Here is a 24,360-nt window from a genome sequence, read left to right on the forward strand (position 1 = left end):
CCGGTCGCCGGGCCGGACCACCCGGGCGAACCGGCGGAAAGGTGTACGCCGGCCCGGCGGGCAGAATGTGGGAAGGCCCGGTTCGGGTGACTCTGCCGCGCTCGGGCGCACTAACCTGGGGCATGTGCCTATTTCGTTGCGTGACCTGCTGGCCGATCGGATCCTGATCGCGGACGGCGCGATGGGGACGATGCTCCAGGCCGCCGACCTCACTCTCGACGACTTCGACGGCCTCGAAGGCTGCAACGAGATCCTCAACGTGACCCGCCCGGACGTGGTCCGCGGCGTGCACGACGCCTACCTGGCCGCCGGCGCGGACTGCGTGGAGACCAACACGTTCGGCGCCAACCTGCCCAACCTCGCCGAGTACGGCATCCCCGGCCGCATCCGGGAGCTGTCCGAGGCGGGCGCGCAGATCGCGCGGGAGGCAGCCGACGCGTACGCGACGGAGGAGCACCCCCGGTTCGTGCTCGGTTCGATGGGCCCGGGCACCAAGCTGCCCACCCTCGGCCACGCGAGCTACGCCTCGCTGCGCGACGCGTACCAGGAGAACGCCGCCGGCCTGATCGCCGGCGGGGCGGACGCGCTGATCATCGAGACCTGCCAGGACCTGCTCCAGGTCAAGGCGGCGGTGGTCGGGTCGAAGCGGGCGCGCGCCGAGGCCGGCCGGGACGTCCCGATCATCTGCCAGGTCGCGGTGGAGACGACCGGCACCATGCTGCTCGGCAGCGAGATCGGCGCCGCGCTGACCGCGATCGAGCCGCTCGGCGTCGACCTGATCGGGCTGAACTGCTCCACCGGCCCGGCCGAGATGGGCGAGCACCTGCGCTACCTGGCGCAGCACTCCCGCATCCCGATCTCGGTGATGCCGAACGCCGGCCTGCCGGTGCTGACCGCCGACGGGGCGTACTTCCCGCTCAGCCCGGACGAGCTGGCCGACGCGCTGGAGCAGTTCGTCACCGACTACGGCGTGGCCCTGATCGGCGGCTGCTGCGGCACCACCCCGGAGCACATCCGGGTGCTGGTGGAGCGACTCGGCGGGCGGTCGCCGGTGGAGCGGGAGCCGAAGCCGGAGGCCGGGGTCTCCTCGATCTACCACCACGTGCCGTTCGCCCAGGACGCCAGCATCCTGATGGTGGGGGAGCGGACCAACGCCAACGGCTCGAAGGCGTTCCGCGAGTCCATGCTCGCCGGGGACTGGCAGGCATGCGTGGAGGTCGCCCGCAGCCAGGCCCGGGACGGCTCGCACCTGCTGGACCTCTGCGTCGACTACGTGGGCCGCGACGGTACGCAGGACATGCGGGAGCTGGCCGGCCGCTTCGCGACCGCCTCGACGCTGCCGATCGTGCTGGACTCCACCGAGCCGGCCGTGATCGAGGCCGGGCTGGAGATGCTCGGCGGCCGGTGCGTGGTCAACTCGGTCAACTTCGAGGACGGCGACGGCCCCGACTCCCGTTACGCGCGGATCATGCCGGTGGTCAGGGAGCACGGCGCCGCCGTCGTGGCGCTGCTCATCGACGAGGAGGGCCAGGCCCGCACCCGCGAGTGGAAGGTACGGGTCGCCTGCCGGCTCATCGACGACCTGACCGGCCGGTGGGGGATGCGCCGGGAGGACATCCTCATCGACGCGCTGACGTTCCCGATCGCCACCGGGCAGGAGGAGACCCGCCGCGACGGCATCGAGACGATCGAGGCGATCCGGGAGATCGCCGCGCGCTATCCGGGCGTCAACTTCACCGCCGGCATCTCGAACGTCTCGTTCGGCCTCAACCCGGCGGCCCGGCAGGTGCTCAACTCGGTGTTCCTGCACGAGTGCGCCCAGGCCGGGCTGACCTCGGCGATCGTGCACGCCAGCAAGATCCTGCCGATGTCGCGCATCCCGGACGAGCAGCGCGAGGTGGCGCTCGACCTGGTGTACGACCGCCGCCGCGAGGGCTACGACCCGGTGCAGCGGTTCATCGAGGCATTCGAGGGCGTGGACGCGGCGTCGGCGCGCGCCACGCGGGCCGAGGAACTGGCCGCGCTGCCGCTCGACGAGCGGCTCAAGCGGCGGATCATCGACGGCGAGCGCAACGGCCTGGAGGCCGACCTGGACACCGCGATGGCGCAGGGGCGTACGCCGCTGTCCATCATCAACGACCTGCTGCTGGACGGCATGAAGGTGGTCGGCGAGCTGTTCGGCTCCGGCCAGATGCAGTTGCCGTTCGTGCTCCAGTCCGCCGAGGTGATGAAGACCGCGGTGGCCTACCTGGAGCCGCACATGGAGAAGACCGATGACGACGGCAAGGGCCGGATCGTGCTCGCCACCGTCAAGGGCGACGTGCACGACATCGGCAAGAACCTGGTCGACATCATCCTGTCCAACAACGGCTACGACGTGGTGAACATCGGCATCAAGCAGCCGATCAACGCGATCCTCGACGCCGCCGAGGAACACCGGGCCGACGCGATCGGCATGTCCGGCCTGCTGGTCAAGAGCACAGTCATCATGAAGGAGAACCTGGCCGAGATGGCCTCCCGGGGCGTGGCCGAGCGCTGGCCGGTGCTGCTCGGCGGCGCGGCGCTGACCCGGGCGTACGTCGAGGACGACCTCCGGTCGATCTACCCGGGCCAGGTGCACTACGCCCGAGACGCGTTCGAAGGGCTGTCCCTGATGGACCGCGTGATGGCGGCCAAGCGCGGCGGAGCGCCGGTGGTCGACCCGGAGCGCGAGGCGGCACTGGCGGCCCGCCGGGAGCGCCGCGAGCGGCAGCGGGCGCAGGTGCGCGAGGCGCTGCCCGAGCTGGACGACGCGTCGGTCCGCTCGGACGTGGCGGTGGACGTGACGGTGCCGAAGCCGCCGTTCTTCGGCACCCGCGTCGTCAAGGGCGTACCGCTGGCCGACTACGCGGCACTGCTCGACGAGCGCGCCACGTTCCTGGGCCAGTGGGGGCTGCGCGGCGCACGCGGCGGCAAGGGACCGTCGTACGAGGAACTGGTGGAAACCGAGGGCCGGCCCCGGCTGCGGTACTGGCTGGACCGCCTGATCTCCGACCAGGTGCTGGAGGCGGCCGTGGTGTACGGCTACTTCCCCGCGTACTCGGAGGGCAACGACCTGGTGGTGCTGGACGAGAACGGGCACAGCGAGCGGGCCCGGTTCTCCTTCCCCCGGCAGCGGCAGGAGCGGCGGCTGTGCCTGGCCGACTTCTTCCGGCCCAAGGGCGACCATCTCGACGTGGTGGCGTTGCAACTGGTCACCGTCGGGCAGCCGATCAGCGAGTACACGGCGAAGATGTTCGCCGGCAACGAGTACCGCGACTACCTGGAGGTGCACGGCCTGTCCGTGCAGCTCACCGAGGCCCTGGCCGAGTACTGGCACCGGCGGATCCGGGCCGAGCTGGTGCTGCCCGGCGGCGGTACGGTCGCCGACGAGGACCCGGCCGACCTGGCCGGTCTGCTGCGCACCGACTACCGGGGCTGCCGGTACGCGTTCGGCTACCCGGCCTGCCCGGACCTTGAGGACCGGGCGAAGATCGTGGAGTTGCTGGGCGCGGAGCGGATCGGGGTGCAGTTGTCGGAGGAGTTCCAGCTGGTGCCGGAGCAGGCCACGGATGCGATCGTCGTGCACCATCCGGAGGCGAACTACTTCAACGCCAAGTGATCACCGCAGGCTCTGACCTGCGGTGGAGTGCCAGAAGTGGCCGTGATTTGATGATCATGCCGCCGTCTGGCCCTTCCGGTGCCGCGACAACCACGGCAACCGGCTTGTCAGCCTGCCGGGTGAAGGGCTCACCGCTGTTTCCGTCGATGTCGCGCCCGAGCAGGAACTCTTTGCGGTCTTTCAGCTCATGCAGCGGGACCCGCTGCTCACCTCGGTGCGAGACGTCCTCCGATTCACCGGCTTCATGCTGCGCGGTGACGGAATCTTCCGCATTTACGTCGAAGTCATCAGCAGCGGCGTGTCGTATGGTCTCGACGTACCAATGCAGTTCGTCCGCGTTATGGCAGCGAGCTTTGAGACCGAGTTGACGATGAAGTTGGGTAACGACCGCGAACTGTGCCCCGAGTTCCGCAGTTCGTAGGAACACGAGCTTGATCGGTTCTGTCCCTGTGCTGGTCAAGAGCTCGCGGACGGCTGCGGTTGGGCCTGCAGGCTGGAAAGTGTAGTAACACGACCAGAGATTCACATCTTGTGCTGTCAGTGGTGATGTGGTTCCTTCGTGGTCATGTACTTGCGGTTCACGTCGCGGACCAACGCCGATGGCAGCGTCGTGCGCTACGTCGCCTTGGCGCACAACCGTCGCGTGGACGGCAAGGTCAAACCCGATGTGCTGATGAACCTGGGCCGTGTCGACCAGGTCGACATCGACGGGCTGCGCCGGCTCGCCGCGTCGATCAACAAGCACTTCGGCGACGGCGGCGACGGCGCAGGCGTGGAGGCGAGCCTGACCATGGGGACGGCTGCGTTGGAGGTCGTCGACTCCCGCTCGATCGGGTCGACGTGGCTGCTCGATGGGCTGTGGCGGCGGCTGGACGTTGCCGCGGCGGTGCGCGCCGCCGCAGACGCGCGCAGGTTCACGACGAACATGGAACGGGTGTTGTTCGCGCTGGTCGCCAACCGGGCGGTGGCACCGATGAGCAAGCTGTCGGCCGCCGAATGGGTCGGCGAGGACACCGTCATCCCGGGCCTGGCGACCATGGACGACGACCATGCCTACCGGGCGATGGACCTGCTGGTGGATGCCGACACCGCCGGCCGGGTGCAGGAGGCGGTGTTCTTCGCCGTGGCGAACCTGCTCAACCTCGAAGTCGACCTGCTGTTCTTCGACACCACCAGCACCTACTTCGAACGCGACACCGAAGACGACGGCGAGGACGCGTTCCGCCGGTTCGGGCACTCCAAGGACCACCGCGGCGACCTGCCCCAGATCGTCATCGGCCTGGCCGTGACGAAGGAAGGCATCCCCGTGCGCTGCTGGTGCTGGCCCGGAAACAGCAGCGACCAGCAGGTCCTCGCCGAGGTCCGCGACGACATGCGCGACTGGAAGCTCGGCCGGGTCATCACCGTGGTCGACCGCGGCTTCTCCTCCGCCGACAACCTGGCCTACCTGCGCCGCGCCGGCGGGCACTACATCGCCGGGATGCGCATGCGCGACGGCAACCCCCTCGTCGAACAGGTCCTGGCCCGCCAAGGCCGCTACCAGCAGGTCAAGGACAACCTGCGAGTCAAGGAAGTACGCATCGACGGCGCCGACGTGCGGTTCGTCATCTGCCACAACCCCGACCAAGCCGCCCGGGACAAGCAGCAACGCGACGACGCGATCGCCCGCATCGAAGCCGACCTCGCACGCATCCGTGACCAGCGCGAACGCGACGCCAAACGCCCACCCGGCGACAAGACCCGCCGGCGCAACGAAGCCGCACACGTGCGAGCCGAGTGCGCGTTGCGCGACCATCCCACCCTGGGCAGGTGGCTGACCCAGCAGCCCAACGGGCGTCTGAAGGTCAACAAGGCCAAGGTCAAAGCCGAGGAACGGCTCGACGGCAAGTACCTCATCGCCACCTCCGACCCCGCCATCACCGCCGAGGACACCGCCCTGGGCTACAAGAACCTCCTCGAGGCCGAACGAGGGTTCCGGGACCTGAAGTCGCAGCTGCTGCTCCGGCCGGTGTTCCACCGCCTCGAGCACCGCATCCGCGCCCACGTCCTGATCTGCTGGCTGGCCCTACTGCTCATCCGCGTCGCCGAGCGGACCACCGGCCAAACATGGCGAAACACCAACCGGCAACTCGGACGAATCAGCCAGGTCACCCTCGCCGGACCCGCCGGCACCGTCGTGCAGACCACCCCGCTACGACCCGAACACAAGGCCATCTACCAGGCACTTTCCGTCCAGCCACCGGCCCGCGTCACCGCCTTCGACCCCCGCTAGCCAAGATCAGGCACCAGCGCGAGGGCGTAGACACACAACCCTTCCACGACGAACATCAATTTCCGCTGATCCGCACCCAGATTCCGATGATCGTTCAACTACAAGCTGCGGAACCCGGGTGTGCGATCCCGTCACCGATCGCGGCGACGGCTACTGCACCCTCGCCTACGACCTGTCCAGATGGCTCGATCCATCACTGCGTTGAGCACAGTTCCGGCAACGAAGGTACGAGCAAACGGATGCCCCCCCCGGACCTCGCTGTCGCTAAGACCTCGCGGCATCCGCTCTCTGTCCACCCCCGGGACATTCCTCAGGCGGGGCGTACGCACGGACGGTGCCGTTGTGGCGCGCGGCTTCTCCCTCGGCAGTGAGGGGTACCAGGCGTTTGCAGACGGGGCACCGGCCCCGCTGCCGACGCGGGCGCTGAGTCACATTGCCTCCTCGGGTAGGTCGTTGCGCGTCTTTCGTTCTCGCTGTCGAGTCGCGAGGTGCGGGCCGACTGCGGACCCAAGCGCGGCGCTGACGCACGCGGGGACGGTGGCGAGGGCCATGACGACAGGATCACCGGCGAAGCTGTGGTGGGGCGAGTTCAGCCATGTGCCGACGTAGAAGCCGGACAGCAGTGCAAGGGCCGGCATGAACCACCTGCCGCCGCCCTGACGGCCCGATACCAAGCCGACCAACAAGCCGGCGCTGCCGAGCCCGACCAATATCACGAGGAGAGCGGTGGGGCGCGTTGTAGCGATCCGCCAGCGCCGGCCGAAAACCAGCCCGAAGCCGATCCGAGCACGACCGCCAGCGCGGGCAACCATGAACGGCTGCCGGATCGCATAGCCCGACCGTAGCAACAAGCGTGGCATTGGCCGTCATACCGCGAGGCCGATCAACAGCGTCAACAAGCCCGACCGCCTCGCGGGGCAGAGAGAGCGCACCGATCAGCGCAGCGTCGCACCCGCGAGTCGAGGCACCGTCCGATACCGGGGATCCTGGCGCCCCCTTCGGTGAGGCCCGATGGATGTACCGTCCACGGCCATGGGGATATGACCTGATCTTCGTTCCTCGATGCGGCGACCAGTCCCAGGAGGACGCCCTGGACGCGGCGGAAGCGTCCGACAGCGCAGTGAACCGCCCCGGGTACGACCCTCAATTGGAGCTGCCGTTGTCCGATGCTCTCGCGCAGGCCGAGCCTGCCGGCGGTGTCTTCGATGAGGTCGCGGCGTCCTTCACAGAACGCGGGATCTCCAGCCCCAGCAACGGCTGACCGGCGGCGTCCACACCGATTGAGGTCACCACACGGAACGCTGGGCGTAGGTGACACCTCGGGCGTGCGGCGATCTCTGGGCGACGGTTGGTCGATCGGGCTTTCCAACTCCTGGACGCGGGAGGCCACCGACGACGGTGTCACCAGGCGGTGTGCATCCGGCCGCGCGACGACGGCATCGAGTTCACTTTTTACGGATTCACATTCGTCGACGGCGCGTACCGGAAACGGTCTTCGCCGGTGCGAATACGGACGGCCTCGAATGGGCTTCGACGCCTGGCATTCTGTGACTCGATCGGCTGACGCGTGATCGGACGACGTGTCTACCGGCGGCCCTCGCCGGTTACCCGTCTCGGCACGGACGAGCGCGGGGCGCCCCGCCGGGATGGCGGACGCCCCGAAGGGTCGACGCGCCAGCCGATCAGCGTGACCGAGTGGTTGTACGTCGTCCCGGTCACCGAGTACGTCGCGGTCTGCCCGTTCTCGCAGTACGACACATAGCTGCTCAGGGTCCGTTGCGCTCCGGCCACCGCCGTTGGCGGAATCGGATCTCGGCCCCGTCGCGGCGTACTTCACCCTCGTCGTCCTGTCCGTTCTGTACCTCGCCCCGATCGTCATGTCCGGGCTCGGGTTTCTCTGCGCTGCGGGCAGTGGGCTCAGCCGCCGGATCGGTGCGGCCGCCGCGGTCGCGATCATCCTGTTCTACGCGTTGTCGCTGCTCGGCAGTGCCTTCGCGTGGCCCGAACTGGGGCACCAGGAAAAGCCGGGTGAGAATCTATGGCTGATCGTCATGGGTTGCGACGGCTTCCTGGTGTTGCCCTGGTTCGTCGCGTTCGGCGGCACGAAGGTAGCTGGCTGTCGTTCCGGAACTATGGCCGAGTAACGGCCAGGCACATCGCGAGGGCTTGCGACACGGCTCGTGGCGTAGCGCCGGTGACACCAGCACAGCCCGGCGCCCTGTTCGTCGCCTGGGAGAGTAGTCAGGCTTCCGCGACGACGCTCGCTACGGCGTCCGGCGTACCGCCGCAGCGCGACCCGCGGAAGTCGCTCTCCTCAGCCGGTGATTCCGGGCGGGACGTCAGCCCGCGGCCGGCTCCTGCTGCGGTGCGGCTGCCGGGGAGAGCAGCGCTCGCACGCCGGCGAGGTAGAAGGTGATGTCGGTGCCGTCGACCAGGAGGCGCTGCAGGATGAATCCCTGCACGAGGCTCAGCATCGCCGCAGCCACCTGATCCGGCATGACGTCCGCGGGCGTGTTGCCGGCTGCCTGCCAGCGCCGGATCACCTCCGCGTAATTGTCCCGGAGACGCCGGTAGACCTCGCCGGCCCGGGCTGCGAGCATCGGGCTGCGTAGTGCCTCGGCCCACACCTGAACGCCGATGCGGGTGACGTCGACGCCGGTGATCTGCCGATCGACGATCCGTTCGTCGATCGTCGTGATGATCGCGGTCAGTGCCTGCTCAGGGGAGGGCGTGGCGCTGTCGGCGAGGAGGTTCTGGAACACCTCGTCCGCAGCCGACAGGGCCTCCTCCGCCGCTGCCGCGATCAACTCCTCCTTGCTGCGGAAGTAGCGGTAGACGGCTCCTGCGGACAGCCCGCACTCCGCGATGACGTCGGCCATCGAGGTGGCGTGGAAGCCGTTTATGGCGAACAGGCGGGCGGCCGCGACGAGGATCTCGGATCGGCGATCCGCCCGGTACTGCTCGGAGACGCGAGGCATGCACCGATAGTAAAGCGAACGTTCGTTCTTGACAAGGAACGCTGCTGACTGCACGCTTAAAGCGAACGCTCGTTCTTCAAGGAGATGCCATGACGGCTCAGGCCACCCCGGTAGCCGACTCGGCGACGCCGTCGCCGTGGTCGAAGGTGTTCGGGGCAGCCGCCCTGCTCACGGTGATCATCAGCGTGCTGCTCACCGCCTTCGCCTGGCCGTCGGTGCGCTCCTCGGTTCATCACGTACCGATCGCTGTCGCCGGCCCGCCTGCCGCGGTTCAGCAGGTCGCCGCGGCTCTCGAGACGAAGATGCCGGATGCCTTCGCCATCACCGCGGTCGCCGACACCGATGCCGCCGAGCGGCTGATCCTCGACCGGGACGTGTACGGGGCGATCGACCTCACCTCCGGCGCTCCGCAGATCATCACGGCCTCCGCCGCCAGCGCCGCGGTCGCGCAGACCCTGCAGAACGTGGGGACCGCCCTCGGTCGGGCGCCGACGCCGGACGCCGGCTCGGCCCCTGCGGTCCGCGACCTGGTGGCCCTGACCGTCGACGACCCCCGCGGCACCGGACTCGCCGCAGCCGCCCTGCCACTGGTCATGAGCGGCATGCTCGCCGCGGTCCTGCTGACCCAACTGGTACGCGGCACCGGTCGGCGGATCACGGGAGCGCTGATCTTCGCGGTCACCGGCGCCCTGGCGATCACGGCGATCCTGCAGTTCTGGTTCGGTTCCCTCGCCGGTACCTACCTGATCAACGTCGGCGCCGTCAGCCTCACCATCGCCGCCACCTCGCTCACCCTCCTGGGCCTGGAGTCCCTGCTCGGCCTTCCTGGTTTGGGTCTCGGCTCCGCGATCATGATGCTCATCGGCAACCCGCTGTCCGGCACCGGTACCGCCCCGGAGATGCTTCCCGGCTGGTCAGGCGCGCTTGGTCAACTGCTCCCACCGGGCGCCGGTAGCCAGCTGCTGCGCTCCACCGCCTTCTTCGACGGGCACGGCAGCGCCCACTCGATCATCGTCCTGACCACCTGGCTCGCCGTCGGAGTGGCGCTGTGTGTCACCGGTGGACTCCGCGGTCGCCGTGCCACCAAGGCTGCGCTCCCCGAGCCCGCCGTGCCAGTGGGGGCGGGGGCCTGAGAAGCCGAGCGGTGGAACGGCGCGCTCGCGGACAGCGCCGTCGTCGAACGTCAACCCGTCCGGACTCGCAGGCTCCGCGCCAGGGCGGGGATCATCACCGCCGCCGCGACCAGGTGCAACCCGATCAGCGTGACAGCGGTGGCTGCGTCGCCCCCGGCGATCAACGGCGGGAGCATCGACAGCGCGGTCAGAGCCACCGCCGTCCACACGAACCGCCGCGCGGGGCGCGCGCTGAACCGCAGCAGTACGGCGGCGATGACGACGCCCACGAGCGAGAAGAATCCGGTCACCACGGCGAACCCGCCCAACGGGATGGTCTCGCCGCCGCCGTCGGGGATCTCGTAGTCCACACCGGCGGCCCGGGCGAGCGCGGCCGCGAGCGTGGTGACCACCATCGCGGTGATCGTGGCGACCAGGCCAGTGACGGCGAGCCGCCGGAAGCCGTGCGCACGGTCCGAGACGATGCCGGTGTCAGTGCTGCTGATCATGTCGTTCCTCCAGGAGCCGGGGGTGAGGATCCGCACCGTCGCGGTCCGACGGCCGGGGTTGCGCAGCGCGCGTACGCCGGTGCCCCGCAGCCAGAAGCCGGCGTCGCGGCCGAGGACCGGCCCGGGGGTGCCGTCGCGCAGCTCCAGCTGCACCCGGCCGCGCGTGACCACGCCGTACGCGTGACGCCACTGGGCCGCGACCACCGGTACGCGCGCGCCGCCGGGCAGCGCGAGCGTCCGCGCGGACACTACGGCGTTCGGCCGGCGGGCAGGCGTTCGGGCAGCCCGAGCCGCGGGAACTGGTCGGCGTGGAACGTGACGATCTCGGTGATCGCCCCGCCGGTGATGCGCAGGGCGTCGACTGTGAGCGGCAGGTACGCGCCGTCGCTGTCCTGCCACAGGTAGAACGCGACGGCGGGCTGCCGGTTCACGGCCGTGGGCACTGCTCGCAGGCTGCCCAGGTTCTCGAAGCCGTCCGCGATCCAGTCGTTCACCACGGCGTCGCGGCCGATCTGGAGGCCCGGGGTGGGCGGCATCGAGCAGCGTACGTCGTCGCGCAGCATGGCGGCGAGCCCGTCGACGTCCTTGGCGATGCTGGCGTCGGTGAAGCGGCGTACCAGCTCGCGGGTCCGGGTGTCCGTCTCGTCGCCGGTCCAGTCCTGCCGCTGCGCCGGCAGGTGTTCCCGCATGCCCGCGCGGGCCCGCTGCAACGCGCTGTTCACCGAGTTGACCGAGTCGCCCAGGAGTTCCGCGACGTCCTTGGCGGGCCAGCCGAGCACGTCGCGCAGGATCAGCACGGCGCGCGGGCGCGGCGCCAGGTGCTGCACCGCGACCAGGTACGCCAGCTCGATCGTCTCCCGCGCCACGGCGACCGTCTCCGGCTCGTCCGCGTCGGCGGCGGGCAGTTCGTCGAGCAGCCGGTCCGGGTACGGCTGGAGCCACCGCACCTCACCGCCGGTCGCCGGCTCGGGCCGGCACTTGGCGAGCAGGTCCAGGCAGGCGTTGGTGGCGATCCGGTACAGCCAGGCCCGGAACGTCGACCGTCCCGCGAACGTCTCCCGCCGCCGCCACGCCCGCAGGAACGTCTCCTGGACGGTGTCCTCGGCGTCCTCGAACGACCCGAGCATCCGGTAGCAGTGCACGTGCAGTTCCCGCCGGTGCCGCTGCGCCAGCCCGGTGAACGCCGGTTCGTCGACCTCAGCCAGATCGCGTACGCCCAGCTCCTGCAGCCGCGTGTCCGTACCCATGACGTCATCCTTCCGCGTCGTCGTGTCCCGTCGTAGGTGTGACGGGCACGGGCGCGGAAACTCATCACCGCGACGTCAGCTCGCGCGCGGGGCGTACATGATGACGGCGACGCCGACCAGGCAGATGGCCGCGCCGACGAGGTCGTAGCGGTCGGGCCGGAACTTGTCGACGACCATGCCCCAGGCGAGCGACCCGGCGACGAAGACGCCGCCGTAGGCGGCGAGGATGCGGCCGAAGTTCGCGTCCGGCTGGAACGTGGCCACGAACCCGTAGGCGCCGAGCGCGATCACCCCGGCGGCGATCCAGAGCAGCCCGCGGTTCTCCCGCCAGCCCTGCCACACCAGCCAGGCGCCGCCGATCTCGGCGAGCGCGGCGAGCAGGAACAGCAGGATGGAACGCACGACCGTCATGCGTCAGACCGTAGCGACACCGGGTCGGGGACCGGCCGGACGGCCCGGGCGGCGGGCCCGGCGCGCTCGGCGAACGGCAGGGGCGGCAGGCGCTGCCGGCGCACTCGACCGGGTCGTCGCAGCCGGCCGAGACGGCGGCCCGGAGCGTGTCGCGGACGATGGCGAGATCCGCCGGCCGCCGCTCCGCTGCGCAGCTCCGGCCCGCCCGTCACCGGCCCCGCGCGGCCGTGGCCCGCAGGGCCAGGGCATCGAGTACGGCGACACGGCCCTCCGGCACCCGGATGTCGAGCGTCAGCGTGTCGCCGTCCGGGCCGGCGAGGTCGAACGTGAAGAAGGAGCAGCAGGCCGACTCGCGGGCGATCAGGTCCCGGACGACCGCTTCGGCGCTGCCGTCGAGGTGCAGCCGCAGATGCCCGGCGGCCGGCCGGTCGGCGCCGCGCAGCGCGTCGTGGAACAACCAGTCGAACTCGGCCAGCCGCAACGGCCGGTCGGCGGTGGGCAGCGTGCAGGTGTCGGGCACCCAGGAATCGTCGGTCACGTCTCGACGGTAAGCCCGTACCGCGGTACCGGATGCAGGCCCGTCACCCGGAGGAAGCACGCGTCGTATGGTCGCGGCAGGCGGACGCCGGGTGAGCCGCCCTGGTGCTCGCCGTGGTCGCGGTCCGCGACGCCTGGCGCGGCGACGCCTGCTGCGCCACCTGCGGCCCGGGCGGCGGGCGCGACGCGCGGGCCTGATCACCGGCCGCGACCTGCGGCGACGTCGGGAATACGGCTGTGCTCGACGGCCCGGCGGGCTACCGTCACCGGAGTACGGGCCGGCGTGGGTCAGGCGCGCCGCGTCCACGCCCGCGCCGTCGGAGTTGACGTGGCGGAAACGCCCGTGGACGAGCATGGGTACGACGAAAGGGGCGGACATGACCGACGAGGTGACGTCGCAGGTCCCGCCGGAACCGGCGCCCGTGCTGACCACCACGCCCGCCGGAACCGGGCCGGTCGGACCGCCGAGCAGCCTGGACCTGTGGGCGCGCGCCCAGGTGCTGCACCGCTGCTTCGGCGACGACGACGGCGAGTCGCACATCATGCGCGGCCTGGACTGACCGCGCCGGTCAGCGCACCGTCACGCCGGCCCGCGCCAGCACCTCCCACCAGGACGCGAGGTCGGGAACAGGCTCGGTGCGGGCCGTGTACTCCTCCAGCCGCCGCCGCTGCTCCGCGCTCGGCGACGGTGAGACGGTGGCGCCCACGCCGACCAGGGCGTACCGGTCGCCGCCGGCTGTGAGCAGCATCGTGCCGACGATCGTTCCCCGGGCCTCGACCTGCCCGGCGAGCGCGGCGAACACCTCCGCGCCGCGCCGGTCGCAGGCGCGCAGCCGGCCCTCGTCGAGCGTCAGCAGCACCGGTACGCACCGCATACCGTTCCAGAGGCTGCGTCGCCAGTAGACGATTCCCGCGTACGACCGGTCCATGCCGCCGACCGTACCGTTCCCGCGCGCCGGTGAACGATTCCCGGCGGCGGTGCGTGAGAGCCGGTGAGCGTCACCGGCGGCCGCCGGGGGTACTGCTGCGGGACACGGGTGCGAACAGCCGGGAGGTCACGGTGGGGGACAGGGCGGGACGTCAGGGGCGCGGGCCGATCGCCGGACTGGTGGTGGCCGCACTGGTGGCGGCCGGCTGCATGGCCGGCGGCTACGACCAGGGCGAGTCGCGGCAGTCCGCACCGCCGCGGAGCGCGCAGCCGGAGTCGCAGACCACCCGGGCGGACGGCACCACCAGCGTGGCCGAGTTCAAGCAGGACATCCAGGACGCGGTCCGGCTGGCCGAACGCTACTGGGCGGAGCGGTTCCGCGCCTCCGGTGAGCGGTTCACCCCGATCCGGCGGGTGGTGGCCTACAGCCGCGAGGGCGAGGTGGCCTGTGCCGGGCAGGGGCTGCCGCGCAACAACGCGGTCTACTGCTCGGCCGGCGACTTCATCGCCTACGACGTGAACTGGTCGGTGGCGGCGTTCCGGCAGATCGGCGACGCGTTCCTGTTCTACCTGCTCGGCCACGAGTACGCCCACGGCATGCAGGTGCGGCTGGGCATCCGCTACAACTTCACCATCCAGCAGGAACTGCAGGCCGACTGCATGGCCGGGGCGTACCTCGGTGACAGCGTGCGGTCCGGGGCGCTGGAACTGGAGGACGGTGACCTGGAGGAGTTCCGGGAAGGGCTGCTGGCGGTCGGAGACGACCCGGACCAGCCGTGGTTCGCCGAGGGCTCGCACGGCACCGCCGAGCAGCGCAGCGAGTCGTTCTTCCGGGGGTACGAGAAGTCGCTCGGCGCCTGCGGTCTCGGGTGATGCCGCGGGTCACCCCGCCCGGGGACGGTGGCGGGCGCACCGGGCGGGGCTGGCAGGATCGGCGGGGTACGTGTATCGAAGGAGGCCCCCGCTGAGCAGCCCACACCCCGCCGCCGTGCTCTTCGACATGGACGGCACCCTGGTCGACAGCGAGAAGCTGTGGGACGTCGCGTTGCAGGAACTGGCCGCCGTGTACGGCGGTGTCCTGTCCGACTCCGCCCGCCGCGCGATCGTCGGCACCGGGATGGCCGACGCGATGCGCATCGTGCACGACGACCTGGGCCAGCCGGAGCGGGACGTGCAGGCCAGCGCCGACTGGATCAGCGCCCGGATCCTGGACCTGTTCCGCACCGGGCTGCGCTGGCGTCCCGGCGCGCTGGCGCTGCTGCGGGCGGTACGAACCGCCGGCATCCCCACCGCGCTCGTCACCTCCAGCGGCCGGTCCCTGGTCGAGGTGGCACTGGACACGCTGGGCCGGGACAGCTTCGACGCGGTGGTGTGCGGCGACGAGGTGGACGCGGCCAAGCCGCACCCGGAGCCGTACCTGACCGCCGCGCGTCTGCTGGGTGTGCCGGTCGAGCGGTGCGTGGCGATCGAGGACTCACCGACCGGGGTGGCGAGCGCGCTCGCCGCCGGGGCGGCGGTGCTGGCCGTACCGGCCGAGGTGCCGCTGGCGCCCGCCGACGGCGTACACCAGGTGGAGAGCCTGCTCGCGGCGGACCTGGAGCTGCTCGCGGCTCTGCTCAACCGTTAAGAAGGGCCCCTTCCTCTGCGCGAGGCGTTAAGAAGGGGCCCTTCCTTTCACGTCAGTCGTGGGCGATGGCGCCCAGGACGTTGATCCGCGCGGCGCGGATCGCCGGCAGCACGGCGGCGACCACGCCGATGATCGCGGCCAGGATCAGGAACGTCACCATCTGACCCCACGGCAGGACCAGGTCGGTGATGCCCTCGTCCTTGAGCGCCTCGACCACCGCCGCGCCGAGACCGGTGCCGACCACCACGCCGAGCAGGGCGCCGAAGATGGAGATCACCACCGCCTCGACCGTGATCATGCGCATGGTCTGGGCGCGGCGCAGGCCGATCGCCCGCAGCAGGCCCAGCTCGCGGGTCCGTTCCAGCACCGACAGCGCGAGCGTGTTGATGATGCCCAGCACGGCGATCACGATGGCCAGCGCCAGCAGGATCTGGATCATCTGGAGCAGGGAGTCCAGCTGGCCGGTCTGCTGCTCGATGAACGCGGCCCGGTCGGCCACCGACACCTCGGGGCTGTCCGCCAGCAACCGCTCGACCTGCGGCTGCACCGCGTCCACCGACGTGCCGGGGGCGAGCTGGAGGAAACCCTGGATCGGCTGGGGAATGGTGAAGTCCGCCGCGGCCTGCGGCGGCAGCGTCACCGGGTTGGTCAGCTGCGAACTCTCGTAGATGCCGCTGACCGTGTAGGTGCGGGCGTCGCCGCGGGCCAGCTGCACCGGCACCGTCGAACCGACGGTGAGGTTGCGTGCCTTCGCGGTGTCCGAGCTGAGCAGCATCTGATCCGGCGCCAGCTTGCTGATGTCACCGGCGGTGGCCTTCGCCCCGAAGATCTGCTGGAGCGCCGCCACGTTGCTCGACACGGCCACCCAGGTCCGCTCGCCGCCGACCACTGCCATGTCGCCGTACTCGCCGTCGACCAGCTGCACGCCCGGGATCGCGGCGGCCTTCTCTAGCACCGCCGGGTCGAAGCTCGCCGGGCGCGGCCCGGACGACGCCCCGGAGATCACCAGTTCCGCCTTGATGGTGTCCTCGGCCAGCGCGCCGATGCTGCCCTTGGCCGAGTCCAGGATCACCGTCACGCCGGTGACCAGGGCGATGCCCACCATCAGCGCGGCGGCGGTGATCGCGGTGCGGCGCGGGTTGCGCCCCGAGTTGAGCCGGCCCAGCTTGCCCGGCACCGACCAGGAGAACATCGCGCCCAGCAGCGAGACCACCGGCCGGCTGATGATCGGCGTCAGCAGCGCCACGCCGATGAACGCGAACAGCACGCCGCCGAGGATGGTCGCCAGGGTGCTGTCGCCGGCGTGACCGCCGAGACCGAGGAACAGCAGCACCGCGCCGATGCCGGTGACCACAGCGCCACCGATGGTGACCTTGGTGAGCGGCCGGTCCGGGGTGGCGACGTCCTGCATCGCGGCGATCGGCGGGATGCGCGAGGCGCGCACCGCCGGCAGCAGCGCGGCGATCACCGTGATCAGCATGCCGACCGCGAACGCGCCGATCACCGCCGAGGCCGGCACACCCAGCCCGGCCAGGGTCAGACCCCCGGCGAGCTGACCGAACAGGTACGCCAGCAGCGCGCCCACGCCGATGCCGGCGGCGAGCCCCAGCACCGAGGCGATCAGGCCGACAGCGAGCGCCTCCAGCACCACCGAGCCGACGACCTGCTTGCCGCTGGCCCCGATCGCGCGCATCAGGGCCAGCTCACGGGTGCGCTGGGCCACGATGATCGAGAACGTGTTGAGGATCAGGAACGTGCCGACCAGCAGCGCCACCGCGGCGAACCCGAGGAGGATCTTGTTGAAGAACGACAGCCCCTCCTTGAGGCCGGCCGAGGCGTCGGCGGCGAGCTGCTCGCCGGTCTTGACCTGGTAGTCGGCGCCCAGCGTGCGGGCCAGCTCGTCGCGCAGCGCGGCCGGCGTGGTGCCGTCGGCGGCCTGGACGCTGACGTTGCTGAACACGTCCGGCTTGCCCAGCATCAACTGCTGCGCCACCGGGGTGGTGAAGTAGACCTCGTTGGCGCCACCGATCGAGTCCCGGCCGCCGCTGTAGCCGAACACGCCGACGAGCGTGAACTCCTTCTTCGGGGCGAGGGTCAGCACGCCGACCCGGTCGCCGACCTTGACCTTGCCCGCCTCGGCCAGCGCCGCGTTGACCACGATCTCGTCGTCGGCCTGTGGCGCGCGGCCCTCGCGCAGCTCCAGCAGGTCGCTCTCACCGAGCCAGTTCTGGCCCAGCTGCGGCGGGCCGAACGAGGTCACCACCTTGCCGTTGCTGCCGATCATGCGGGCGCCGTCGGCGGCGACCACGCCCTCGGCGTCGGCGACGCCCGGCACGGCCTTCACCCGGTCGAGCAGCGACGCCGGCAACGGGGGAGCGACCTGCTCGCCCTCGGTCTCCGAGATCGCGACCTTGGGCTTCGCCGCGATGTTCACGTCGACCTCGGCGTACGCGTCGGTGAAGACCGCGTCGAAGGACCGCCCGAGCGTGTCGGTGAGCACGAACGCGCCGGAGACGAACATGACGCCGAGCACCACCGCCAGGCCGGACAGCAGCAGGCGCAGCTTGCGCGCCAGCAGGCTCTTGAGCGTTGCCCGCAGCATCAGTTGCCCACCTCGACCGGGGCGTCCAGCTTCTTCATCGTGTCCAGCACCGTCTCGGCGGTCGGCTCGATCAGCTCCGAGACGATCTGCCCGTCGGCGAGGAAGACCACCCGGTCGGCGTACGCGGCGGCGGTCGGGTCGTGCGTGACCATCACGATGGTCTGGCCGTGTTCGCGGACCGAGTTGCGCAGGAACTTGAGCACCTCGGCGCCGGAGCGGGAGTCCAGGTTGCCGGTCGGCTCGTCCGCGAAGATCACCTCGGGGCGGGCGACGAGCGCCCGGGCGCACGCCACGCGCTGCTGCTGGCCGCCGGAGAGCTGAGCCGGGCGGTGCCCGAGCCGCTCCCGCAGCCCGACCGTGTCGATCACCGTGTCGTACCAGGCCGGGTCGGGCCTGCGCCCGGCGATCGACAGCGGCAGCAGGATGTTCTCCTGCGCGGTGAGCGTGGGCAGCAGGTTGAACTGCTGGAAGATGAAGCCCACCTTGTCCCGGCGCAGCTTCGTCAGACCCGCGTCGTTGAGACCGGTCACCGTGGTGTCGCCGATCATCACGGTGCCCTTTGTCACCGTGTCCAGACCGGCGAGGCAGTGCATGAGTGTGGACTTCCCGGAACCGGAGGGCCCCATGATCGCGGTGAACCGGCCGCGTTCGAACTCGGCGGTCACCCCCCGCAGCGCGACGACCTGCGCCTCACCGCTGCCGTACACCTTCCACACGTCGTTCGCCCGGGCCGCGGCCTGCTCTCGGCCTACCGTCGCGGTCACGTCATCTACCTCTTCCGTATGTCGTTCTCATGCCGCACCGCCCCCGCTGGCCGGTGCGGCGGAATCCATCCTCGGGGTCGCGCGCCCGAAAGCCCTCCGACCCGGGGTGGAATCCGCGCCGATCTTCCGGTGAGGGTCGACCCCCATCCGGCCTCAGGGTGACCCCTGACCGGCAGGCGACGCCGACGTCAGGGCCTGACCTCGCGTGATGGTCAACACATCAGCCCCGCCGCTGGTCACGGTAGGCGACCCACGCCACCTGGCCGCCGGGACGGACCAGGCCCGTCTCGTACGCGAGCACGACCGCCTGGACCCGGTCGCGCAACCGTAGCTTCGTCAGCACATGACCGACATGGGTTTTCACAGTGGTCTCGCTGACCGACAGCAACCGGGCGATCTCCGCGTTCGACAGTCCGCGCGCCATGTGGGTGAGCACCTCGCGTTCCCGGTCGGTCAGCGGCTCCAGCGCCCGCGCCGGCGCGGCGGCCGGGTCCGGCAGCACCTGGGCGAAGCGGTCGAGCAGCCGGCGCAGGATGCGCGGGGACATCACCGCGCCCCCGGCGGCCACCGCGCGGATCGCGGCGACGAGGTCCTCGGCCGGCACGTCCTTGGTGAGGAAGCCGCTCGCCCCGGCCCGCAGCGCACCGACGACGTGTTCGTCCTGCTCGAACGTGGTGAGCACGAGCACGAGCACGCGGACCGGCAGCCGGGCCGACACGATCGCCCGGGTGGCGGCCACCCCGTCCAGGCGCGGCATCCGGATGTCCATCAGCACCACGTCGGGCAGCAGCCGCCGGGACAGCTCCACCGCCTCCACGCCGTCGCCGGCCTCACCCACCACGTCGAGGTCGTCCTCGGCGCCGAGCACCATCCGGAATCCGGTACGCAGCAGCGGCTGGTCGTCGGCGAGCAGGATCCGCACCGGCCGGGCGACGGCGCCCTCGGTCATGCGTCCCCCTCCCTCGTCCGGCCGGGGCCCGTCGGCGCCGGCACGCGCCCGCGAGCCGCCCGGCGTGGAACCGGGCCGCCGCGAACCACCGTAGAGGGAGCCGGCCGCTCTGCTCGGAGGCGCCCTCGGCCCGCAGCCCCCGGTCGCCGATCAGGCCGCCCCGATCCCGCAGGTTGGCCGGCTCTGCGCGCCGGCCCTCACGGGACCGCGGGCGCCCACGGTGACCCGGCGGCGCATTCGTCCGAGGGTGACCCGGCACCCGATCCGCCCCGCAGGGACCTGACACCGGACTCGCCCGGCTCGGGGAACGCCGCGCGCCGGCTCGGCGAGCCCGTCCCGACCGGTGGTGCACGCGTGCACCACCCGCACACATGATCGACTCCACTTCGCCGAGGTAGCTGCATCCCACCCCTGTCGACCCCGCCACCTCCCCGAGGTGGCCCGCATGCGTGCTGGCCCTGCGCGGGATCGCCCGCCGAAGCGGGGCCGCCCGGCCGGGCGTCAGCCCGGGCACCCTCCGGCGGGAGCGGAGGTCACTCGTCGGCGCCGGGCGACACCGGGCGGGAGCGGGCGTCCACGAGCGGGTCGGGTGCGGCGGCCACCGGGAACGGCGGCGGCGTCCCGCCGTAGCTCGGGCACAGCGCCTGGTGGTTGCACCAGTCGCACAGGCGGCTCGGCCGGGGACGGAAGTCCTGCCGGGCGGTGGCCTGCTCGATCGCCCGCCACAGCGCCACCACTGTGCGCTCGAAACGCACCAGCTCGTCGGCGTCCGGCGCGTAGTCGCAGACCTCGGCGTCCTTGAGGTAGAGCAGGCGCAGCACGCGCGGCACCACGCCCCGGGTGCGCCACAGCACCAGGGCGTAGAACTTGAGCTGGAACAGCGCCCGCGCCTCGAACGCCTCGCGCGGCGCCCCGCCGGTCTTGTAGTCGACCACCCGCAGCGCGCCGTCCGGCGCCACGTCGAGCCGGTCGAGGTAACCCCGGATGAGCAACTCGTCGTCCACCACCGCGGAGATCAGCGCCTCGCGCTCGGCCGGCTCCAGCCGGCGCGGGTCCTCCACCGCGAAGTAGCCGTCCAGCAGCGCCGTCGCCGACCGGAGGAACTCCTGCGGCCCGACGGCGTCGCCGTCGGCGAACAGCGTCGCCAGCTCCGGCTCCTCGGTGACCAGCCGGTCCCACTGCGGGGCGACCAGATCGCCCGCCGACTCCGGGGTGCGGGCGGCGGCCGGCAGGTCGAACAGCCGCTCCAGCACGGCGTGCACGAGCGTGCCCCGGGCCTGCTCGACGGTCGGCCGCTCGGGCAGCCGGTCGATGCTGCGGAACCGGTAGAGCAGCGGGCAGGTCTTGAAGTCGGCCGCCCGCGACGGCGACAACGAGGCCCGCACGGTGACCGGCGCCGGTGCCGCCGTCTGGCCGCCGTGACTGTCGATCATCGGTTCCGCCGTCATGACCGGAAGGTTAGGGCACGCGTGTGACAGGCCGGCGTCGCCGCACCGAAGCATGATCGGGATCGCGGCGCCCTGGGTCGTCCACGGCTGCGGGCTCGCCGAGGCTCAGCTCACGTAGCATCGGGCCGGTGCAGCAGCGGAGCCGAGGACCCCGCCGGCCGGGGCTCAGTCTCGGCCGGGTCCTCGGGGTGCCGCTGCGCGTCGACGCCTCGATGCTGCTGCTCACCGTCGTGGTCACGGTGCTGTACGCGGCGCTGGCCCGCCGCCAGCTCGACCTCGGCCCGCTCGGCGGTTACCTGGTCGGCCTCGGCTTCGTGATCTCCCTGCTCGGCTCCGTGCTGCTGCACGAGCTGGGCCACGCGCTGACCGCCCGCCGCTACGGCATCGGTGTGCGGGGGATCACGCTGGAACTGCTCGGCGGCTACACCGAGATGGACCGCGACGCCCCCAGCCCCCGGGTCGAGCTGCTGATCTCCCTGGCCGGTCCGGCCGTCTCCGCCGTGCTCGGCGCCGGCGCGGTCGCCGCCACCCTCGCCCTGCCCGCCGGCACGCTCGGCCACCAGCTCGCCTTCCAGCTCGCGGTCAGCAACGTGGTGGTGGCGATCTTCAACAGCCTGCCCGGCCTGCCGCTGGACGGCGGCCGGGCGCTGCGCGCCGCCGTGTGGGCGCTCACCCGCGACCGGCACCGCGGCACCGAGGTGGCCGGCTGGGTGGGCCGGGCCGTCGCGCTGGGCACGCTGGCGCTGGTCGTGGTGCTCACCATGCGCCGGGCGCTGGCCCCACTGGCCCTGCCGCTGCTGCTGCTCGTCGCGCTGACGCTGTGGCGCGGCGCCGGCCAGTCGATCCGGATGGCGCGCATCGGCCGCCGGCTGCACCTGGTCGACCTGGCCCGGCTGGCCCGCCCGGTGCTGCCGGTGCCCGCCGGCACGCCGCTGGCCGAGGCCAAGCGCCGCCGCGACGAGGCGGGCACCCCCGAGGCGGCGCTCGGCGTGGCCGACTCGGCCGGCCGTACCGTCGCCCTGGTCGACCCGGCGCGCGCCGCCCGCGTACCCCCGGAACGCAGGCCGTGGGTCGCGGTGGACGAGGTGGCCCGCGACCTGGCCGCCGTGCCGGCCCTGCCGCTCGGGGCCGACGGCGAGCGGGTGCTGGAGACGGTGCGCACCCACCCGGGCGCGCAGTACGTCGTGACGGCAGGCGAAGATGTGGTCGGCGTGCTGCACATCGCGGATCTCGCCCAGCTCCTGGAACCCGAACGGAAGACGAACACGTGACCGCAGAGATCTCCACCGTCCCGGCGTTGCCCCCGGTCCACCGCGGGCCGTTCCGGCCGGGCGACCGGGTCCAGCTGACCGACCCGAAGGGCCGGATGCACACCGTGACGCTGGAGCCCGGCAAGGAGTTCCACACCCACCGCGGGATCCTCCGGCACGACACCCTGATCGGCCTGCCCGACGGCAGCGTGGTCACCACCGCCGGCGGCGGCACCGCGTTCCTGGCGCTGCGGCCGCTGCTGTCGGACTACGTGCTGTCCATGCCGCGCGGCGCCCAGGTGATCTACCCGAAGGACTCGGCGCAGATCGTCGCCATGGGCGACGTCTTCCCCGGCGCCAAGGTGCTGGAGGCCGGCGCCGGATCCGGCGCGCTGTCCTGCTCGCTGCTGCGGGCCGTCGGCACCGAGGGTGAGCTGCACTCGTTCGAGCTGCGCGACGACTTCGCCCAGATCGCCCGCCGCAACGTCGAGGCGTTCTTCAACGGCCCGCACCCGGCCTGGAACCTGCACGTCGGCGACGTCGCCGACTGCGCCGAGACCGGATTCGACCGGATCATCCTCGACATGCTCACCCCGTGGGAGATGCTCGACATGGTCGAGCGGGCACTCGTGCCCGGCGGCGTGCTGATCGGCTACGTGGCCACCACCCCGCAGCTGTCCGAGCTGGTCGAGGCGCTGCGCGAGCACGGCGGCTGGACCGAGCCGCGCGCCTGGGAGTCGCTGGTGCGCGACTGGCACGCCGAAGGGCTGGCGGTCCGACCGGACCACCGGATGATCGCCCACACCGCGTTCCTGGTCTCCGCGCGCAAGCTCGCCCCCGGGGTCACCGCGCCGCCGCGCCGGCGCAAGCCCAGCAAGGGCGCCGAGGCGTACGCGCAGCGCCGCGACGCCCTGCGCGCCGCCGCCGCGGCCCGCGCGGCGGAGGAGCCGGAGCAGTCCTGACCCCCGCCGCGCGCCCGCGCGCGCACGGGCGGATCATGTGTGCCGGTGGGGACGACACCTGAGCGGGTGGAGACGGTGGCATGAGCGAGCGGATCGGGGTGCGCGTCGGGCGGCGCGCCCGTGCCGGTGACCGGAACCGATGGCGGCGCCGCGGCGCGGGCCGGCGGGAGGCGGCGTGAGCAACCCCGGCTACGGCAACGGCGACCTGCCCGCCGTCTTCCCGGACTGGTCGCCCTACACCGACCTGGAGTCGGCCGCGCGGGCGTACCTGCGCGACCCGGACATCGCGCTGGAGGCGCTCGACGGCGTGCTGCGCGGCGCGTCGGTGCTCGGCTTCACGCTGGAGCGCTTCGTCAACGAGGTGAACGGGGTGTGGCAGGAGGTCGTCGTCTGCGACGGCAGCCGGCTGGTGCTCTGGCACGGCGAGGACGTGCCGCCGGGGGAGGGGCCGCCCGGCGCGATGACCTCGTCGCTGCGGGTGGTGCCGCTGTCCACCGTCACCGAGGTCGGCTGCCGGCGGCGGCTCATGCGCGCCGACAACGGCACCGTACGGGTCGACAGCATCGACGTGTACCTGCTGCTCAGCTCGCTGGACGAGGCGCCGCCCAGCGACGAGGCGGTCGGCGCGCCCCGGCACGACGCGCTGCGATTCGGCAAGACCCTCGACGACGGCGGCGCGGGGCAGATCGCCCGGCTGGAGGAGTTCGCCCGGCTGGTCGCCTCGGTCGTCGGCCGGCCCCTGCTCTGAGGCGGACGCACGACGGGCCGGGGACCACACGTCCCCGGCCCGTCGTGTCCGTCTCCGCCTCAGTCCTCGGCCTCCGGGCCGGCCACCTCGACGCCGTCGCTGCCGCGTACGACGTGGATGCACTCGCCCGGGCACTCCTTCGCCGAGTCGATCACCTCGAGGCGTAGGTGCTCCGGCACGTCCACCCGGGCGCCGGGGGCCTGCCGCAGCTCGCCGTCGGGGCCCTTCACGTACGCCAGGCCGTCGACGTCGAACTCGAAGACCTCCGGCGCGTACTGCACGCAGAGCCCGTCACCGGTGCAGAGATCCTGATCCACCCAGACCTGCAACTGGTCGGTCGCGACGTCGGTCACGAAGCACCCCCCATGTTCTCCCG

Annotated in this window: 23 protein-coding genes; 10 read left to right on the forward strand and 13 right to left on the reverse strand. The window is 71.8% G+C overall.

Annotated features, from left to right (window positions below; translation table 11 throughout):
* Window positions 1-124 precede the first annotated feature (124 nt).
* Window positions 125-3,640 carry a methionine synthase gene (metH, locus tag O7622_RS18330; protein WP_282309382.1) on the forward strand — a complete coding sequence of 1,172 codons (3,516 nt, stop codon included), beginning with the start codon at window positions 125-127 and terminating at the stop codon, window positions 3,638-3,640.
* Here metH and O7622_RS18335 read toward each other — a convergent pair.
* Entirely contained in the window at window positions 3,627-4,166 is a 540-nt protein-coding gene (locus tag O7622_RS18335) for a hypothetical protein (protein ID WP_282309384.1), read from the reverse strand. The genes metH and O7622_RS18335 overlap by 14 nt on opposite strands.
* Before the next feature lie 45 nt (window positions 4,167-4,211).
* Here O7622_RS18335 and O7622_RS18340 point away from each other — a divergent pair, with 45 nt between their 5' ends.
* The gene (locus O7622_RS18340) at window positions 4,212-5,912 is read left to right on the forward strand and encodes an IS1634 family transposase (RefSeq protein WP_282309385.1); all 1,701 of its coding nucleotides are present in this window, start codon (window positions 4,212-4,214) and stop codon (window positions 5,910-5,912) included.
* A gap of 428 nt (window positions 5,913-6,340) precedes the next feature.
* Here O7622_RS18340 and O7622_RS18345 read toward each other — a convergent pair whose 3' ends face one another.
* Window positions 6,341-6,772: a hypothetical protein gene (locus O7622_RS18345; RefSeq protein WP_282309386.1), complete on the reverse strand. Its 432-nt coding sequence runs from the start codon at window positions 6,770-6,772 to the stop codon at window positions 6,341-6,343.
* Window positions 6,773-7,708: 936 nt separating this feature from the next.
* On the opposite strand from O7622_RS18345, the gene O7622_RS18350 reads away from it, so the two are divergent.
* Entirely contained in the window at window positions 7,709-8,056 is a 348-nt protein-coding gene (locus O7622_RS18350) for a hypothetical protein (protein ID WP_282309388.1), read from the forward strand.
* Between the two features lie 195 nt (window positions 8,057-8,251).
* Here the strand turns inward: O7622_RS18350 and O7622_RS18355 are convergent, their stop codons facing one another.
* Window positions 8,252-8,944, reverse strand: a complete 693-nt coding sequence (locus O7622_RS18355; RefSeq protein WP_282309389.1) for a TetR/AcrR family transcriptional regulator — start codon at window positions 8,942-8,944, stop codon at window positions 8,252-8,254.
* A 35-nt stretch (window positions 8,945-8,979) separates the two neighbouring features.
* Here O7622_RS18355 and O7622_RS18360 point away from each other — a divergent pair, with 35 nt between their 5' ends.
* A complete protein-coding gene (locus tag O7622_RS18360; RefSeq protein ID WP_282309390.1) occupies window positions 8,980-10,023 on the forward strand; it encodes a hypothetical protein in 1,044 nt (347 codons plus the stop codon).
* A 50-nt stretch (window positions 10,024-10,073) separates the two neighbouring features.
* On the opposite strand, the gene O7622_RS18365 is transcribed toward O7622_RS18360, so the two are convergent.
* From O7622_RS18365 to O7622_RS18380, 4 genes are all read right to left on the reverse strand, one after another.
* On the reverse strand, window positions 10,074-10,760 hold the full coding sequence (locus O7622_RS18365) for a DUF6069 family protein (protein WP_282309391.1): 687 nt from the start codon (window positions 10,758-10,760) through the stop codon (window positions 10,074-10,076).
* Window positions 10,760-11,758, reverse strand: coding sequence for an RNA polymerase subunit sigma-70 (locus O7622_RS18370; protein ID WP_282309392.1), 999 nt, complete (start codon window positions 11,756-11,758; stop codon window positions 10,760-10,762). The genes O7622_RS18365 and O7622_RS18370 overlap by 1 nt, the downstream gene beginning before the upstream one ends.
* A gap of 75 nt (window positions 11,759-11,833) precedes the next feature.
* Window positions 11,834-12,169 carry a YnfA family protein gene (locus O7622_RS18375; protein WP_013286088.1) on the reverse strand — a complete coding sequence of 112 codons (336 nt, stop codon included), beginning with the start codon at window positions 12,167-12,169 and terminating at the stop codon, window positions 11,834-11,836.
* A gap of 208 nt (window positions 12,170-12,377) precedes the next feature.
* Window positions 12,378-12,707, reverse strand: a complete 330-nt coding sequence (locus O7622_RS18380; RefSeq protein WP_282309393.1) for a hypothetical protein — start codon at window positions 12,705-12,707, stop codon at window positions 12,378-12,380.
* 376 nt (window positions 12,708-13,083) lie between these two features.
* Between O7622_RS18380 and O7622_RS18385 the strand changes: the two genes are divergently transcribed.
* Window positions 13,084-13,266: a hypothetical protein gene (locus O7622_RS18385; protein ID WP_282309394.1), complete on the forward strand. Its 183-nt coding sequence runs from the start codon at window positions 13,084-13,086 to the stop codon at window positions 13,264-13,266.
* 9 nt (window positions 13,267-13,275) lie between these two features.
* Here the strand turns inward: O7622_RS18385 and O7622_RS18390 are convergent, their stop codons facing one another.
* On the reverse strand, window positions 13,276-13,635 hold the full coding sequence (locus O7622_RS18390; RefSeq protein WP_282309395.1) for a hypothetical protein: 360 nt from the start codon (window positions 13,633-13,635) through the stop codon (window positions 13,276-13,278).
* Between the two features lie 131 nt (window positions 13,636-13,766).
* Here O7622_RS18390 and O7622_RS18395 point away from each other — a divergent pair, with 131 nt between their 5' ends.
* Both O7622_RS18395 and O7622_RS18400 read left to right on the forward strand, forming a co-directional pair.
* Window positions 13,767-14,507, forward strand: a complete 741-nt coding sequence (locus tag O7622_RS18395) for a neutral zinc metallopeptidase (RefSeq protein WP_282309396.1) — start codon at window positions 13,767-13,769, stop codon at window positions 14,505-14,507.
* Window positions 14,508-14,622: 115 nt separating this feature from the next.
* Window positions 14,623-15,261 (forward strand): HAD family phosphatase, encoded by a 639-nt coding sequence (locus O7622_RS18400; protein WP_282309397.1) that lies wholly within the window; start codon window positions 14,623-14,625, stop codon window positions 15,259-15,261.
* A gap of 52 nt (window positions 15,262-15,313) precedes the next feature.
* Here O7622_RS18400 and O7622_RS18405 read toward each other — a convergent pair whose 3' ends face one another.
* From O7622_RS18405 to O7622_RS18420, 4 genes are all read right to left on the reverse strand, one after another.
* On the reverse strand, window positions 15,314-17,863 hold the full coding sequence (locus O7622_RS18405; RefSeq protein ID WP_282309398.1) for an ABC transporter permease: 2,550 nt from the start codon (window positions 17,861-17,863) through the stop codon (window positions 15,314-15,316).
* Entirely contained in the window at window positions 17,863-18,627 is a 765-nt protein-coding gene (locus tag O7622_RS18410) for an ABC transporter ATP-binding protein (protein WP_282309399.1), read from the reverse strand. Before O7622_RS18410 ends, O7622_RS18405 begins: the two co-directional genes overlap by 1 nt.
* A 220-nt stretch (window positions 18,628-18,847) precedes the next feature.
* Window positions 18,848-19,576 carry a response regulator transcription factor gene (locus tag O7622_RS18415; RefSeq protein ID WP_282309400.1) on the reverse strand — a complete coding sequence of 243 codons (729 nt, stop codon included), beginning with the start codon at window positions 19,574-19,576 and terminating at the stop codon, window positions 18,848-18,850.
* A gap of 533 nt (window positions 19,577-20,109) precedes the next feature.
* A complete protein-coding gene (locus O7622_RS18420) occupies window positions 20,110-21,009 on the reverse strand; it encodes a PD-(D/E)XK nuclease family protein (protein ID WP_282314172.1) in 900 nt (299 codons plus the stop codon).
* A 227-nt stretch (window positions 21,010-21,236) separates the two neighbouring features.
* On the opposite strand from O7622_RS18420, the gene O7622_RS18425 reads away from it, so the two are divergent.
* The 3 genes from O7622_RS18425 (at window position 21,237) to O7622_RS18435 (ending at window position 23,984) form a co-directional block, all read left to right on the forward strand.
* A complete protein-coding gene (locus O7622_RS18425) occupies window positions 21,237-22,295 on the forward strand; it encodes a M50 family metallopeptidase (protein WP_282314173.1) in 1,059 nt (352 codons plus the stop codon).
* On the forward strand, window positions 22,292-23,236 hold the full coding sequence (locus O7622_RS18430; RefSeq protein WP_282309401.1) for a tRNA (adenine-N1)-methyltransferase: 945 nt from the start codon (window positions 22,292-22,294) through the stop codon (window positions 23,234-23,236). The genes O7622_RS18425 and O7622_RS18430 overlap by 4 nt, the downstream gene beginning before the upstream one ends.
* Before the next feature lie 175 nt (window positions 23,237-23,411).
* On the forward strand, window positions 23,412-23,984 hold the full coding sequence (locus O7622_RS18435; RefSeq protein ID WP_120570080.1) for a hypothetical protein: 573 nt from the start codon (window positions 23,412-23,414) through the stop codon (window positions 23,982-23,984).
* 59 nt (window positions 23,985-24,043) lie between these two features.
* On the opposite strand, the gene O7622_RS18440 is transcribed toward O7622_RS18435, so the two are convergent.
* Window positions 24,044-24,337, reverse strand: a complete 294-nt coding sequence (locus O7622_RS18440) for a ferredoxin (RefSeq protein ID WP_013286103.1) — start codon at window positions 24,335-24,337, stop codon at window positions 24,044-24,046.
* Window positions 24,338-24,360 lie beyond the last annotated feature (23 nt).

The organism is Micromonospora sp. WMMD1076, from assembly GCF_029581475.1.
GTDB lineage: Bacteria > Actinomycetota > Actinomycetes > Mycobacteriales > Micromonosporaceae > Micromonospora > Micromonospora aurantiaca.